This is a genomic window from Saccharothrix stipae, from assembly GCF_054781895.1.
In genome coordinates, this window is sequence record NZ_BAAGTN010000006.1 from 47,327 (window position 1) to 61,112 (window position 13,786).

The 13,786-nt window shown below is 71.8% G+C and carries 18 protein-coding genes; 5 read left to right on the forward strand and 13 right to left on the reverse strand.

Annotation, left to right across the window (positions count from 1 at the left end):
* Positions 1-58 precede the first annotated feature (58 nt).
* The 9 genes from ACYVLT_RS12010 to ACYVLT_RS12050 form a co-directional block, all read right to left on the reverse strand.
* Entirely contained in the window at positions 59-523 is a 465-nt protein-coding gene (locus tag ACYVLT_RS12010; protein WP_461120215.1) for a hypothetical protein, read from the reverse strand.
* A 53-nt stretch (positions 524-576) separates the two neighbouring features.
* Positions 577-921 carry a hypothetical protein gene (locus ACYVLT_RS12015; RefSeq protein WP_461120216.1) on the reverse strand — a complete coding sequence of 115 codons (345 nt, stop codon included), beginning with the start codon at positions 919-921 and terminating at the stop codon, positions 577-579.
* Positions 918-1,715 (reverse strand): MbnB/TglH/ChrH family RiPP precursor modification enzyme, encoded by a 798-nt coding sequence (locus tag ACYVLT_RS12020; RefSeq protein WP_461120217.1) that lies wholly within the window; start codon positions 1,713-1,715, stop codon positions 918-920. Before ACYVLT_RS12020 ends, ACYVLT_RS12015 begins: the two co-directional genes overlap by 4 nt.
* A 35-nt stretch (positions 1,716-1,750) precedes the next feature.
* A complete protein-coding gene (locus ACYVLT_RS12025; protein WP_461120218.1) occupies positions 1,751-2,563 on the reverse strand; it encodes a TIGR04222 domain-containing membrane protein in 813 nt (270 codons plus the stop codon).
* Entirely contained in the window at positions 2,511-3,434 is a 924-nt protein-coding gene (locus ACYVLT_RS12030) for a TIGR04222 domain-containing membrane protein (RefSeq protein ID WP_461120219.1), read from the reverse strand. The genes ACYVLT_RS12025 and ACYVLT_RS12030 overlap by 53 nt, the downstream gene beginning before the upstream one ends.
* A gap of 63 nt (positions 3,435-3,497) precedes the next feature.
* Entirely contained in the window at positions 3,498-4,421 is a 924-nt protein-coding gene (locus tag ACYVLT_RS12035; protein WP_461120220.1) for a TIGR04222 domain-containing membrane protein, read from the reverse strand.
* A gap of 242 nt (positions 4,422-4,663) precedes the next feature.
* Entirely contained in the window at positions 4,664-5,101 is a 438-nt protein-coding gene (gene msrB / locus ACYVLT_RS12040; protein ID WP_461120221.1) for a peptide-methionine (R)-S-oxide reductase MsrB, read from the reverse strand.
* Between the two features lie 44 nt (positions 5,102-5,145).
* A complete protein-coding gene (locus ACYVLT_RS12045; RefSeq protein WP_461120222.1) occupies positions 5,146-5,460 on the reverse strand; it encodes a hypothetical protein in 315 nt (104 codons plus the stop codon).
* A gap of 39 nt (positions 5,461-5,499) precedes the next feature.
* Positions 5,500-6,444 carry an asparaginase gene (locus ACYVLT_RS12050; protein ID WP_461120223.1) on the reverse strand — a complete coding sequence of 315 codons (945 nt, stop codon included), beginning with the start codon at positions 6,442-6,444 and terminating at the stop codon, positions 5,500-5,502.
* A gap of 72 nt (positions 6,445-6,516) precedes the next feature.
* On the opposite strand from ACYVLT_RS12050, the gene ACYVLT_RS12055 reads away from it, so the two are divergent.
* Entirely contained in the window at positions 6,517-7,161 is a 645-nt protein-coding gene (locus ACYVLT_RS12055; RefSeq protein ID WP_461120224.1) for a GntR family transcriptional regulator, read from the forward strand.
* A 1-nt stretch (position 7,162) separates the two neighbouring features.
* Here ACYVLT_RS12055 and ACYVLT_RS12060 read toward each other — a convergent pair whose 3' ends face one another.
* From ACYVLT_RS12060 to ACYVLT_RS12070, 3 genes are all read right to left on the reverse strand, one after another.
* Positions 7,163-8,026, reverse strand: coding sequence for an alpha/beta fold hydrolase (locus ACYVLT_RS12060; RefSeq protein WP_461120225.1), 864 nt, complete (start codon positions 8,024-8,026; stop codon positions 7,163-7,165).
* A gap of 76 nt (positions 8,027-8,102) precedes the next feature.
* Positions 8,103-9,272, reverse strand: a complete 1,170-nt coding sequence (locus ACYVLT_RS12065) for an acyl-CoA dehydrogenase family protein (protein WP_461120226.1) — start codon at positions 9,270-9,272, stop codon at positions 8,103-8,105.
* A gap of 12 nt (positions 9,273-9,284) precedes the next feature.
* Entirely contained in the window at positions 9,285-10,436 is a 1,152-nt protein-coding gene (locus ACYVLT_RS12070) for an acyl-CoA dehydrogenase family protein (protein WP_461120227.1), read from the reverse strand.
* Between the two features lie 77 nt (positions 10,437-10,513).
* Between ACYVLT_RS12070 and ACYVLT_RS12075 the strand changes: the two genes are divergently transcribed.
* The gene (locus tag ACYVLT_RS12075) at positions 10,514-11,128 is read left to right on the forward strand and encodes a TetR/AcrR family transcriptional regulator (protein ID WP_461120228.1); all 615 of its coding nucleotides are present in this window, start codon (positions 10,514-10,516) and stop codon (positions 11,126-11,128) included.
* 10 nt (positions 11,129-11,138) lie between these two features.
* On the opposite strand, the gene ACYVLT_RS12080 is transcribed toward ACYVLT_RS12075, so the two are convergent.
* A complete protein-coding gene (locus ACYVLT_RS12080) occupies positions 11,139-11,693 on the reverse strand; it encodes a DUF3558 domain-containing protein (RefSeq protein ID WP_461120229.1) in 555 nt (184 codons plus the stop codon).
* Positions 11,694-11,815: 122 nt separating this feature from the next.
* Here ACYVLT_RS12080 and ligD point away from each other — a divergent pair, with 122 nt between their 5' ends.
* From ligD to ACYVLT_RS12095, 3 genes are all read left to right on the forward strand, one after another.
* A complete protein-coding gene (gene ligD, locus ACYVLT_RS12085; protein WP_461120230.1) occupies positions 11,816-12,808 on the forward strand; it encodes a non-homologous end-joining DNA ligase in 993 nt (330 codons plus the stop codon).
* 311 nt (positions 12,809-13,119) lie between these two features.
* The gene (locus tag ACYVLT_RS12090; protein ID WP_461120231.1) at positions 13,120-13,302 is read left to right on the forward strand and encodes a hypothetical protein; all 183 of its coding nucleotides are present in this window, start codon (positions 13,120-13,122) and stop codon (positions 13,300-13,302) included.
* A 251-nt stretch (positions 13,303-13,553) separates the two neighbouring features.
* Positions 13,554-13,751, forward strand: coding sequence for a hypothetical protein (locus tag ACYVLT_RS12095; protein ID WP_461120232.1), 198 nt, complete (start codon positions 13,554-13,556; stop codon positions 13,749-13,751).
* Positions 13,752-13,786 lie beyond the last annotated feature (35 nt).

The following is a 13,786-nucleotide window of genomic DNA, read 5'->3' on the forward strand; positions in this document are numbered from 1 at the left end:
CGGACAGCCGCTGATTGGTCGGTATGTTCTTGACCAATTCAGCCGAGTAAGCGGTTACCTACCGTTCGGTGACTGAGCCGTCGGCACCAACTGAGATACCTGCCTGTGGTCCACCCGCTGGGCAGTGCGGACCGTTGGGATAGGCCATTTCGGGGGTCAGCGTGATTTCCCGGTCCACCAGGGGAGAACCGGATTGGTCCAGCAGTCGCAGGGTCGCCGTGACCGGTTTCGCGGGCAGCTGGGGGAGGTCGGCGAACCCGTGCTTGCCTCCCGTCGGCTCGGAGCGCGTGCTGCACGAGTCTTCGGGCGACGTGCCGGTGCAGGTCGTCTCGCCGGGCCGGCTCGACGGGTACAGCTCCAACGCGGGGGTTGCACAGGAGCCGTCCCAGCAAACCTCGATCGACCCGGAAACCACGTCGGGGTGCTCGACGTTCACGGTGACGCCGACGGGCGTGCCGATCAGCGTGCACCCCATCTCGGCGCCCGCGTCGACCAATCCGCACGCGGTGGCCAGGAACAACACGCCCAGGGGCCATGTCCGTCTCCACATGCCCCTGGGACGGAACGCGTGGGTGGTCAGGTTGCTCGTTGCCACCAACGCTTCTTCCTCGGCGGCGCCAGCTCGCCCCGGGCCGCGGCCCACTCGGCGAACCGGGCGGCGTCCTCGCGGAAGCGCGTGCCGACCTCCTTGGGGTGTGCCCCGGCGTAGGCGTCGAACAAGGGGCGGAACCGCTCGCCCAGCTCGGCGGCCACGTCGGGCCGGAGCATCTCCACGATCCCGCGGCGCTTGCTCAGCAGCGCGCGCTTCTCGACGCGCACCCGTTCCGCGTCGAACCCCTCGGGCACGGCGCCGTCGGCCAGCAGCGCGCGCAGCAGTTCGGCCTGGGCGGCGGCCAACCGCTCGCGCTGGGGCCGGGTCACCCCAGCACCGCCCGGATCGCGGCCAGTTCGGCGGCCAGTTCGGCGTTGGCGGGGTAGTCGTCGTCGCGTTCGAGCAGGACGCCGGGCGGGTCGACGCGGGCGCGCAACTGGGCGAGGACGTCCAGCACCTCCGGGAGCACGGCGTGGGCGTGTGTGTCGTGGTAGACGCCTTGGTGCTCCTCACCGCCCGCGACGTGCACGTAGGCGAGGCGTTCGAGCGGGATCTCGTCGAGGAAGCGGGCCACGTCGGTGCCGAGGTTGCGGGCGTTGGCGTAGAGGTTGGCGACGTCGATGAGGAGGTGGCAGTCGGTGCGGTCGACCAGTTCGGCGAGGAACTGGCCCTCGGTGAGCTCGCCGTCCGGCCATTCCAGGAGGGCGGCGACGTTCTCCAGGGCGAGCGGCACGGGCAGGTCCTGCTGGGCCGCTTTGACGTTGGCGACCAGGACGTCCAGCGCGTCACGGGTGCGGGGCAGGGGCATGAGGTGCCCGGAGTCCAGGCCGCCCGCGCGGACGAAGCAGACGTGGTCGCTGACCAGCGGTGCGTCGAGCGCCTCGGCCAGCGCACCCAGGTGCGCGACCCGTTGCGCGTCCACGGGTTCCGCGCCACCGAGCGAGAGGGACACCGCGTGCGGCAGCACGGGGACACCCCGTTCACGCAGGAGGCGGACCGACTCGGGCAGGTGCCCGACGTGCAGGTTCTCCGCGACGACCTCGACGAAGTCGACGCCGGGCAGGCGTTCGACGGTGAGGTCGATCTCCGGCCGCCACCCGATGCCGACACCGAGCTTCTCCACGAGCCACCTGCCTTTCGTCGCCCACGGCCGGGCGATCAGTCGCCACCGCCACCGCCGCCACAACTGCTACCACCACTGCACGACGAGCCACCGCTGTCGGAACTGCCGCTGCTGCTGCTGCAACTGCTGCTGGAGCAACTGCCGCACCCACCGCCGCCCGCCGCGCTGTCCCCGCTGTTGCGCCTTCGCCGCCGGAGCGTCGCCACCGCGGCCTGCTCGATGCCCAACACCTGCCACACGTGGACGTTGCGCACGACCCGGCCCAGCAACCCGTTGTACGCGACCAGCGCGAGCCGGTTCGGCGACACGGCGACCCTCGCCAGCCGCTTCACCACGCGCCGTCCCGCACCGGTCAGCGGACGGCCCATCCGCTTGAGCACCACCGACCCCACCAGCGCGACCACGATCGCGAGGAAGGGCAACTCGAACCGCAGGTCCAGCACGATCGACGCGATCACCGCGCCCACCGCCGCGGCGATCAGCAGGTGACGCGTCCGCCGTGCCACCTTCCGCCGCAGGGGCGGCGTGACCAGGCCCCGGTCGACCAGGTGCTGCCACAGCGACTGCGCCTCGGCGCTGTTCGCGGTCGCGCTGATCACGTCACCCAGCGGCAGCGGCAACCGGCGCAGCAAGTGCGCTTGCAGCGGGCTCCAGCCGTGACCCGGCCCTCCCACTCTGCTGACCAGGCCCTCGCGCGAGATCCGCACCGCGCCGGCCTCGACCAGCGACACCACCGCGACCTCGGCCGCCCGGCCCGGACCGCCGGCCAGGAAGGCCTGCTCCTCCAGCCCGGGCTCAGGCGTCGAACCCGCCGAACCCGCCGAAGTCGGCGTCCACTGAGTCGCCACCGTCATCACCCTCCAACCACTGCGCGGCCAACCACCCACCCGCGAACCACCCGCCCGCCACCAGCCACCCGTTGCGGCGCTGCCAGCGTTGCGGTTCGACCACCACGGCACGCCTGCGCCGCGGTAGCGGTGCCTGGGACGTTTCCGCAGGTGCGATCGGTTCCGCCCGCTCGCCGTCGAACACCGCCGTCTCCGCCCGTGCCGACCCCCTGCGCGGCACGGGCGGGACGGACGGGGCGGCGGTGCGGACCAAGCCGTACCGCGCGGTCACCTCGGCCGGGTCGACCGGGGCGAGGCCCGCCGTGGCCTCCTCGTACGCCCGCGCGCCCCTCCTGGTCAGGACGGGCGGCGGACCCAACAGCAGCAGGACCGCGAGCGCGCCGGTGACCGACAGCGCGGTCGCCGTCACCCACCCGCCCGGACCCGTGAACACCGCGACCACCGCGAGCGCCGCCAGCGGCACGACCGCCAGCAACGCCCGCACCAGCCGCCGTCGCGGCGACACCAGCAGACCACCCGCGACCAGGCGTTGCCCGATCTGCCGAGCCGGTCCGCTGGTGGCCGCGCCGACCACCAGCTCGTCCAGGTCACACGGCCGCGTGAGCCGGGCGAGCACGACCGCCTGCAACGGGGTCGCCGGCTGCTCCTCGCCGGGCACCGCCGCGGCCACCGGACCGGACACCCTCGCCCGGTTCTCGGCCACCAACCCCGCCAACGCCACCTCGACCGCCCGCACCGGGCCACCGCCGAGGTAACCGATCTCCTCGAACGACAGCGGCCGATCGGGCACGGCGCCGGCGACCCGCTTCACCCGCAGGCCCACCACCACCGCCGCGACCAACGCCGGGCCGTACCACCACAGGAACGTCATGGCCGCCACCCTAGGAGCCGTCGGGCCGAACCCGGCCCCTGTCACGGAAGCGTAAGGAGCCCGTCAGCCCCCGCCGCCGCCGCCGCAACCCCCGCCGCCGCCACCGCCACAGCTGCTGCCACTGCTGCCGGAGCAACTGCTGCCCCCGCTGCCGCACCCGACGCTGCCCGTCGTGCCGTACGCGGTGGCCGCGTAGGTCCCGCTCGCCCCGGTCCGGGAACGAGCGCGTGGACGCACCGCGGCGCGCAACGTGATGTTCGGGTGGCTGTTGAAACCGTCGAGGGCGACCATCACGACGGCGTCCGCCGCGCTGGTCACCGTCACTCCCCACCGCGAGGTGGACCGGCTCGCGCGAACCTTCGCCACCGCGTCCTTCCCCTTCGCGGTGGGCGTCACCTGAGCCGCCTGCACCAGCCCCCAGATCAGGATGCCGGTCAGCAGGAGCTGCAACGTCAGCCACCCCACGGGCGCGCTGATCAGCAGGCCGTTGACCCAGCGCACGACACCGACGGCGAACAGCGCCGCCATCGGCAGCACACCCGTCCGCAACCGCCGCTTCACCACGTCCCGCTCGACCAGGTAGCCCTGTGCGGCCAACCGACGACCGACCTCGTGCGTCACGTCGAGCTCCGACACCGCCGTGATCAGCAGCGTCAGGGTCCGGTAGCGGTAGCGCTTCGCGTCCGCGAGCACCGCCCGGTCGACCGGGTGGTCGGCGACGGGTGTGCCGACGACGCGCACGGCGCCGTTGCGGGCGGGCACCAGGGCGCCCGAGTCGATGAGACCGGCGACGGACGTCTCGACCACCCGTCGAGGCCCGCCGGTCAGGTAAGCGATGTCCAGCAACCCGAGCGCACCCGCGGGGGCGCCGTCCCGCGTCCCCCGCAGGCGCACTCGGACGAAGATCGAGAAGGCCACCGACACGGCCAGCGCGATCCAGTACAGCTCAAGGAATTCAGGGCCTGAAAGCCCCCACGGTCGCTCCACGGTCCACCCCCTGTGGGCCTCGGTGGAACCAGGTCCACCAGCTAGGAGGCAATCGTGTGCGCCAGGCCACACCCCAGCAAGAGTGCTTTAGCAAGCCTTGAGGTTGCGACCGGGTGCCGTGCGCGCGTTCCTCAGGAGGAGGACGCGCCGTCCACGCCGCCGGAGCCTTCGCCGTCAGTGCCCTTGAAGATGCGCATGAGTCCTCCAGGTGTGGATGCGGTCGTCAATTCGGCGTAACGCCTTCAGTCTGCTCGACCCGGGGTGTCCTCGACCAGACGCAAGCTCACCGAGTTGATGCAGTAGCGCTGGTCCGTCGGGGTGTCGTAGCCCTCACCCTCGAAGACGTGCCCGAGGTGGCTGTGGCACGCGGCGCACAGCACCTCGGTGCGGACCATGCCGAGGGTGCGGTCCTCGCGGAGGATCACCGCGTCACCGGCCAGCGGTGAGAAGAACGACGGCCAGCCGCAGTGCGAGTCGAACTTCGTCGCGCTGCGGAACAGCTCGGCGCCGCACGCGCGGCACTCGTAGACGCCCTCGGTCTTCGTGTCGGTGTACTCGCCGACCCACGCGGGCTCGGTGCCCGCGCCGCGCAGCACCGCGTACTCCGCTGGGGTCAGCATCTCCCGCCACTCCGACTCGGAGTGGACCACCTTCGGGGTGGCGCCGACGACAGGTTCCATACCTCCACGTTAGTCGAATCGGTGGAGGCGGGACCGGCGGCGGATCAGTCGAAGAACACCCAGACGAGGGTGCCGAGGTAGTACCAGACGCTGATGAGCACGCCCAGCAGGATGAGGCTCACCACGGCGACCGCGGTGAGCCGGCGCAGGCCGCCCGCGCGGTTGGCCGAGTCCGCGAACTGGCCGACGCCCGCGACCGTGCCCTCGATGGTGAAGCTCGGCGGCTGCTGCTGCATCCGGCCGAGGTGCTCGGCGAATGCCCTGGTCTCGGGGTCGTCGGGGTCGAGGCCGATCAGCTCGTCGTCGATGCTGCCCTGCGGGCGCTCGTCCGGTGCGTCTGCGGCTCTGGCGCTGGCCATGGAGTCCAGCGTATCGGGCGTTTCAATCCGCCGGGCGGTTCAGCTCACCAGGGCGGGTGACGGCCGGACCGCGCCGACCGGCCGGCCGTGGCCGAGCACGGGGTACGTGGCCAACTCGTCCGGCGCGACCACGCCGAGCCGGCGCAACGCGGCCACCACGACCACGGCCCTGGCGCGGCTGGAGCCGTCGGCGATCTTGCACGCCACGGCCTCGCCGGTCGGCAGGCCGATCGCGTAGACGCCTTCCGCGCCGTCCTTGGCCACCGCGCCGGGGATCGCCCGCATCAGCTTGGTGACGTCGCGGTTCGTGCCGCCGACCCACTCCGGGTGCCGGCTCATCGCCCGGGCGATCCGCCGCCGCGGGCCGTCCTCCGCGCCGGCCAGCGAGCTGAACGCCCTGGCCAGGCCCGTCAGGCTGATGCCGAACAACGGCGCGCCGCAGCCGTCCACGCCCTCGGCGCCGATGCGCTCGCCGGCCAGCTCCTCCAGGGTGTCGCGGATGGCGCGCTGGAGGGGGTGGGCCGGGTCGAGGTAGTCGTGGGTCGACCAGCCGTTGACGACGCAGGTCGCGAGCATGGCGGCGTGCTTGCCCGAGCAGTTCATGTACTTCGCGGCCTTGGGCCTGCCCGCCCGCAGGTGCGCCTTGAGGGCGTCCTCGCCGATCGGCAGGTCCGGGGTGCATTGCAGGGCCGTCTCGTCGAGGCCGTGCGCGTGGAGGATGCGCTGGACGCCGTCGATGTGGAAGTCCTCGCCGGAGTGGCTGGCGCAGGCCAGGGCGAGCAGCTCGCCGTCCAGGTCGAGGCCGTGGCGGAGCATGGCCAGCGCCTGGACCGGCTTGTTGGACGAACGCGGGTACGTGGTGTCGTGCGGCCGGCCGACGGCGAGCACCTCCCGGCCCGTGCGGTCGAGGGCGATCACCGAGCCGTGGTGCACGGATTCCAGGAACTCGCCACGCCAGACCTCGGCGACCAGTTCGTGCGCCATGCGTCCTCCAGCCGTGCTCTGCCAACTGTCGACAGTTAACATCGTGGCATCGCCACGCGCTAGGAGACGTTCGTGACACCGCCGCTGCACTTGAGCTTGGCCGGTCAGGCCGTGGACGTGCTCCGCGAACTGGTGCTGACGGGCGAGATCGCGCCCGGCACGCGGGTGAACGAGGTGGAGCTGGCCCAGCGGCTGGGCATCTCGCGCGGACCGCTGCGCGAGGCGATCCGGCACCTGGCGTCGGAAGGGCTGCTGGTGCTCGCGCCGCACCGGGGCGCGTCCGTGCCGACCGCCGACGCCGCCGACGTGCACGCCCTGTTCGAATTGCGCACGGCGCTGGAGTGCGCGGCGACCGAGCTGGCCGCGTCCCGGCGGAGCGACGCGGACGTGGTGCGGCTGCGCGCGGTGTGCGAGGAGTCGCGGCGGGCGTACTCGGCGGGCGAGCGCTTCCCGTACCGGCTGGACCTCGCGTTCCACCAGGCGTTGCTGGACGCGGCGCGCAGCCCGCGGATCGCCGAGCAGGTGCGGCTGGTGCAACAGCGGGTGGTGCTGCTGCGCAGCGGGCTGCGGGACGACCCGCCGCACCAGCACGCGTCGCTGGACGACCACGACGCCCTGGTCGCGGCCGTCGCCGCGGGCGACCCGTCCCGCGCGTCGGACGTGATGCGCAAGCACCTGGCCCGGGTCTGCGCCCAGATGCTCACCAGCCTCGGCTGAGTCAGTACGCGGCGAGGTGGTCGAGCAGGTGCAGCGTGGTCTGCTCCGCCGCCTCCTCCGGCACGAAGTGGCCGACGTCCGGCATCACCTCGAACCAGTACGGACCGGTGGTCCACTGCGCTGTGCTCTGCGCGGTGTCCGGCGACACGACCTTGTCGTCCTCGCCCCACAGGTAGCGGGTGGGCACCGACACCGGGCGGTAGGTGTCGGTGAACTCGTTCGCCCGGTACCAGTTCAACGCCGCGGTCAACGCGCCCGGCTCGGTCAGCTTCCGCACGTACTGCGCCACCCGCTCCGGCGGGATCACGGCCGGCCAGCCGTCGCGCAACCGGGCGCCGTTGTCGGCCAGCAGCGCGCGTTCGGCGACGCCCGGCTCGCGCAGGTGGTCCAGGTGCGACCACCTGCGCCGCTGGTCGGGGTCGGTGCGCAAGGCCTGGGCCAGGGCGCCGGGGTGCGGCGCCGACACGGCGGTCAGCGTGCGCACCCGCAGCGGGTACCTCGACGCCGCGATCCACGCCGCGATCGCGCCCCAGTCGTGCCCGACCAGGTCGAACCTCGTCCACCCCAGCGCGTCGGCGATGTCGACCACGTCCTGCACCACGTGGTCCAGCCCGTACGCGTCCACCTGCCGCGGGCGCACACCCGGCGAGTAGCCGCGCAGGTCCGGCGCGACCGCCCGGTACCCGTGCGCCGCCAGCGCCCGCAGCTGGTGGCGCCACTCGATCCCGCACTCCGGCACCCCGTGCAGGAGCAGCACCTTGCGACCGGTCGTGGGACCGGTCGCGATGGCGTCGAACGTGCCGGCGGGGGTCGTGATGCGCTGACGCGTCAGATCGGATTCGAAGAGCACGGGTCGTGATCGCATGCACTCATCGTGCTGGCGTGATCGCGGTCAGTCCCTGGTGTGCGCTGCCCGAAGGCTGGTGGGGTCAGCCCTACCCTCAGCCGAGTGTCCCCGTCACCTTCGCGTGACCCTTGAGCAGGTTGCGGGCGATCGTGCGGCGCTGGATCTCGTCGGTGCCCTCGTAGATCCGCAGCAGCCGCAGTTCGCGGTACCAGCGCTCGATGGGCAGCTCGCGCGTGTAGCCCATGCCGCCGTGGATCTGCAGGACCCGGTCGACGATCTCGTTGGCCTTGATGCCGCCGTAGAGCTTCGCCATGCTCTGCGCCTGCCGCGAGTCGGCGCCCTGGTCGACCAGCCACGCCGCGTGCAGCACGAGCCAGCGCAGCGCTTCGATCTCCATCGCCGAGTCCGCGATCATCCACTGGATGGCCTGGTACTCGGCGATCGGCTGACCGAACGTGACCCGGGTCTTGGCCTGCTCGATGGCCATCTCCACCAGCCGCTCGCACGAGCCCAGCGCCCGTGCGGGCAGCAGGTAGCGGCCCTGGCCGATCCACTGCATGGCCAGGGTGAAGCCGCGACCGACCTCGCCGAGCACGTTCTCCTCGGGCACGCGGACGTTGTCGAACACCAGCGCGGCCGGACCCCACTGGCCCATGGTCGGGATCGGCTCGGACTTCCAGCCCATGTCCCGGTCGACCAGGAAGCACGTGACGCCGCCGTCCGCGCCCTTGTCCTTGTCCGTCACCGCGAACACCATCACGAAGTCCGCTTCGTTGCCCTGCGTGATGAACGTCTTCTCGCCGTTGATCACCCACTCGCCGCCCTCCTTGCGGGCGGACGTGCGGATGGCCTTGGCGTCGGAACCCGCACCGGGCTCGGTGATCGCGAAGCACGACACGCGCTCACCGGAGATCGTGGGCAGCAGGTAGCGCTGCTTCTGCTCCTCGTTGCCGTGGAACAGGATGTTGTCCGCGTAGCCGCCGAACCGGAACGGCACGAACGTGCGCCCGAGCTCGGCCTCCAGCAGCGCCGTCATCAGCGCGCCGAGGCCCATGCCGCCGTACTCCTGCGGCGTGAGCACGCCGAAGAAGCCCGCCGCCTTGGCCTTGTCCTGGAGTTCCGTCAGCTCGTCACGGGTCAGGCCGGGCTGCCCCAGGCGTTCGCGGCGCAGCACCTCCGGCTCCAGCGGCGCCACCTCCTTGCGCACGAAGGTCCGCACCCAGTCGCGGATCTCCTTCTGCTCCTCGTCAAGCGTGAAGTCCATGCCGTCCTCCCTCTACGCGAACGCGTTGACGCCGGTCAGCGCCCGGCCGATGAGCAATTTCTGGATCTGGCTGGTGCCCTCGTAGAGGGTCGTCACGCGGGTGTCCCGCAAGTACTTGCCGACCGGGTACTCGTCGACGTAGCCGTACCCGCCGAAGACCTGGATGGCGTTGTTGGCCGCGCGCACGGCGGCCTCGCTGGCGTACAGCTTCGCCATGGACGCCTCCGTGCCGAACGGCTCGCCGCGGTCGGCGAGGTCCGCGCACCGCCACGTGAGCAGGCGGGCCGCGTCGGTCTCCACGGCCATGTCGGCCAGCAGTTCCTGCACGAGCTGGAAACCGGCGATGGGCTTGCCGAACTGCTCGCGCTGCTTGGCGTACGCGACGCCGGCCTCCAGCGCGCCGCGGGCCGCGCCGACGCACCCGGCGGCGACGGACATCCGGCCCCGGTCGAGCGCGGCCATGGCCAGCCTGAAGCCCGTGCCCTCGTCGCCGAGGCGGGCGGCGTCGGGCACCCTGACCCGCTCCAGGGCGAGTTCGGCGGTGGCCTGGCCGCGCATGCCCAGCTTGCCGCGGATCTCGGTGGCGGTGAAGCCGGGCGAGTCGGTCGGCACCAGGAACGCGGTGATGCCCTTCGGGCCGGGACCACCCGTCCGGGCGAAGATCAACGCCACGTCGGCCCACGTCCCGTTGGTGATGAACACCTTGCGGCCGGTGATCAGCCAGTCGTCGCCGTCGCGGACCGCCCTGGTGGCCAGCGACGCGGCGTCGGAGCCGGTGCCCGGCTCGGTCAGGCCGAAGCAGCCCAGCTCGCGACCGGCGCACAGGCCCGGCAACCACCGCTGCCTCTGCTGCTCGGTGCCGTGCTTGGCGATGGTCTTGCCGACCAGGCCGAGGGAGACGGAGATGATGCCGCGCACGGCCGAGTCGCCCCGGGCGATCTCCTCCAGCACCAGGCAGTAGGCCAGGTTGTCGCCGCCCGAGCCGCCGAGCTCCTCGTCGATGCCCAGGCCGAGGAAGCCGACGTCGCCCAGGGCGGGCACGAGGTCGCGGTCGATGGCCTCGTCCCGGTCCCAGCGCGCCGCGTGGGGCACGATGCGCTCCTCGGTGAACCGGTGTGCCAGCTCCTTGAGCTGCCGGTGTTCGTCGGAGATGCGCAGATCCACCGGGGTGACCTCCTAACCGAACGGTGTTAGGTTATCTAACCTAGGCGTGGAATCCACCACAGGCAAGGGGAGCGGACATGCCGAGGAGCCCGATCCTGAGTGCCTCGCGCATCCGGACCGCCGCACTGCACATCATCGACCGGGACGGCCTGGACGGCTTGTCAATGCGCAAACTGGCCGCTGAGCTGGGCGTTCAGGCGGCATCGCTGTACGGGCACGTGAGCACGAAGGACGACCTGCTGCACGAGGTCGCGGCGCAGATCCTCGAACAGGTCGACGTCTCCGGGTTCGAGGGCGGCGACTGGCGGCACGGCCTGCTCAGCTGTGCCCGTTCGTACCGGGCGGCCCTGGCCGCGCACCCCAACATCGTGCCGTTCCTGGCCTACGGGCCGGCGCACCGCGAGGCGTCGCTGCGCCGGTTGGACGTGGTGCACGGCGGCTTGGTCGCGGCGGGCTGGTCGCGCCGCGAGGCCACGATGATCGCCGCGTCGTTGCTGTACCTGGTGTTCGGCGCGGCGCTGAGCTCGTTCTCCAGCGGGTTCTCCGAGGACCAGACGTTCTACCGGGACCGGTACCCGAACCTGGACAAGGCCCACCTGCTGCCGTCCGTGGCGCGCGAGCTCGACCACGACAGCTTCGAGCTGGCGCTGGAGGCGTTCGTGACCGGGCTGGCGGCGCGGGTGCGCAGGTGAGCCCCTCGGGTCAGCCGATCCGGGGTGCGATCAGCTCGGCGATCCGCGTGGCGCGCTCGCACGCCGCCGGCGTGTCGTCGGACGAGCGGTCCAGCGCCGCTCGGACCACGACCGCGGACGAGTCGGTGACGCCGATCGCGACCAGGCACATGTAGGGAGTGTTGGACGGTGCCTCCTGCCGCACCGCGTCGTATTCGCCGATCTTGGTCTCGAAGCTCCTCTTCGGGTTCATGTTGCGGTCCTTGAGGCCGCTGTCCTGGGAGCTGATCTCGATCAGGCCGTCGCCCGGGACCGTCCACGTGCAGAGCTCCGCCTCGCCGACCGCGCCGGGTTCACCGGGGTAGGTGAAGCCGATGTTCTTCGCGTCGCTCTCCGTGAGCAGGGTGCACGGGTCGAGCTCGGCCGACGCCTTCTTTTCCGTCGTCTCCGTCTGGCTCGTCTGGTTCGTCTGGTTCGTCTGCGACGCGGGGGTCGTGATCGGCGCGGGCTGGTCACCCGAGCACGCGGTGGTCGACGCGAGGAGCAGCAGGGCCAGCGCGGCGCCGGCGACCGACGTGCGGCTCATGGTTCGGCCTCGTTCCGTTCGTGGCGGCCGTTCGGGTGGTCGGTGACTGTAGCCGCGGGCGGCCGGTCGTCACCGGTGTTTCGGCCACGCTTGGGCCTGCCGGGCGCGTTAGGCTCACCCGCGTGGCCCAGGCTGTGGAACTGACCGTCGGCGAGCGCGTGGTGCGGGTGTCCAACCCGGGCAAGGTCTACTTCCCCGAGCGCGGCATCACCAAGATCCAGGTGGTCGAGTACTACCTGGCCGTCGCCGAGCCGCTGCTGCGCGTGCTGCGGGACCGGCCGACCACGTTGAAGCGGTACGTCGACGGGGTGACCGGGGAGGCGTTCTACCAGAAGCGGCTGCCCAAGGGCGCGCCCGAGTGGGTCGAGACGGCGCGCATCAAGTTCCCGTCCGGGCGGCCCGCGGACGAGGTGTGCCCCACGGAGCCCGCGGTGCTGGCGTGGGCGGCGAACCTGGGCACGTTCGACTTCCACCCGTGGCCCGTGCGGCGGTCGGACACCGATCGGCCGGACGAGCTGCGCGTCGACCTCGACCCGCAGCCGGGCACGGACTTCCGGGACGCGGTCGAGGTGGCGATGGTGCTGCGGGAGGTGCTGGACGAGCTGGGGCTCACCGGGTACCCCAAGACCTCCGGCGGCCGCGGCATCCACGTGGCCGTGCGGATCCGGCCGGAGTGGGACTTCGTGGACGTGCGGCACGCCGTGATCGCACTGGCCCGCGAGGTGGAGCGCCGCGCACCGGACCGGGCGACCACGTCGTGGTGGAAGGAGGAGCGCGGGGAACGCGTGTTCCTGGACTTCAACCAAGCCGCCCGGGACCGCACCATCGCCTCCGCCTGGTCCGTCCGGGGAACCCCGCGCGCCACCGTCTCGACCCCGGTCACCTGGGACCACCTGTCCACTGTGGACCCTGACGACTTCGACGTGCTCACCGTGCCGAAGTACCTGGCCGACAACGGCGACCCGCACGCGTCCCTGGACGACCAGGCGTTCGGCATCGAAACCCTGCTGGACTGGTACGAGTCCGACGACCGGGGCGAGATGCCATACCCACCGGACTACCCGAAGATGCCCGGCGAACCACCGCGCGTCCAGCCGTCGCGCAAGCGGAACTAGTCGCCGTTGCCCCACCGGCTCAGCCGGTCGAGCAGTACCAGGGCACACGGCAGCCGCGCACGACCACGCCCCGCAGGCGGTTTCCGACACGGCGATGACGGACGAACGCCGAGTTCCGATCACCCGTCGGAGTGGTGTCGGTCGGTGTGTGGCAGGCCCAGGGGGCGAACGCGAGGGTGTGGTGTCATCGCAAACCTGCAGTTCCCGCTCCCCGACGGCGGTGTCCTCACCACCTCCTGGTGGGGCCGGCGGTCCCCGCGTTCCCGGACGGGGTATCGCGTGGCCCGGGGCGCCGGAGCATGGTGGGGCGCATGAAATCCCGACGCCTCGAAGTGCTGTTGCCCGCCGATGTGTCCGCCCACGACTACGCGGCCGTCTCCCATGCCATCTGGGCGGTGCTCAACGCCGCCGGGTTGGACGAGGACGGTGCGCTGCGGGCCGACAAGGAGCTCAACGAAGACGACGCTGACCTGTGGCCCCAGGACGACCGATGAGCGCTCGCCGAACCATCGCTCGGCCAACACCGGGGCACGGCGTCAGGTCGTCGTATTCCGGCGGGACCGCGCTGGAAGATGCCCCTCGTCCCGGTCGGGGTGAGGTCCGCGCGGACGCCGGACGAGCCGACCGGCCACCGCACCGGCGGTCGAGCCTTGCGCCGACCGGCTGTTTCCCAGAGCGGTTCAGCCGCGATCCGACTGGTCCTCTCGTACCATGGGTGTAACGCCGGAGAGAGGGAGGCAAGCCGATGACGCAGGCGTACGTGGTGCGGTTCGTCGGTGGTCCGCTCGACGGCCGGGTCGACTCGCACGCCAAGCCGCCCGAGGCCCCGAAGCAGACCGTCACCCACGTCCACCTGCACGGCGGCCCCAAGATCGTGCACCACTACGACCTCCAGTACGCGGTCGAGTACGGGTGCGAGTACCGGCTCCGCGTCGAGGAGTAGGCGCCTGCCCGCCGGTTCTTGACAGGGTCAGAACC

Coding starts and splice junctions, on each gene's coding strand:
- ACYVLT_RS12030 (WP_461120219.1), bottom strand. CDS start 3,434: ATGACGTTCCTGTGGTGGTACGGCCCGGCGTTGGTCGCGGCGGTGGTG.
- msrB (WP_461120221.1), bottom strand. CDS start 5,101: ATGGAACCTGTCGTCGGCGCCACCCCGAAGGTGGTCCACTCCGAGTCG.
- ACYVLT_RS12045 (WP_461120222.1), bottom strand. CDS start 5,460: ATGGCCAGCGCCAGAGCCGCAGACGCACCGGACGAGCGCCCGCAGGGC.
- ACYVLT_RS12050 (WP_461120223.1), bottom strand. CDS start 6,444: ATGGCGCACGAACTGGTCGCCGAGGTCTGGCGTGGCGAGTTCCTGGAA.
- ACYVLT_RS12060 (WP_461120225.1), bottom strand. CDS start 8,026: ATGCGATCACGACCCGTGCTCTTCGAATCCGATCTGACGCGTCAGCGC.
- ACYVLT_RS12065 (WP_461120226.1), bottom strand. CDS start 9,272: ATGGACTTCACGCTTGACGAGGAGCAGAAGGAGATCCGCGACTGGGTG.
- ACYVLT_RS12075 (WP_461120228.1), top strand. CDS start 10,514: ATGCCGAGGAGCCCGATCCTGAGTGCCTCGCGCATCCGGACCGCCGCA.
- ACYVLT_RS12080 (WP_461120229.1), bottom strand. CDS start 11,693: ATGAGCCGCACGTCGGTCGCCGGCGCCGCGCTGGCCCTGCTGCTCCTC.
- ACYVLT_RS12090 (WP_461120231.1), top strand. CDS start 13,120: ATGAAATCCCGACGCCTCGAAGTGCTGTTGCCCGCCGATGTGTCCGCC.
- ACYVLT_RS12095 (WP_461120232.1), top strand. CDS start 13,554: ATGACGCAGGCGTACGTGGTGCGGTTCGTCGGTGGTCCGCTCGACGGC.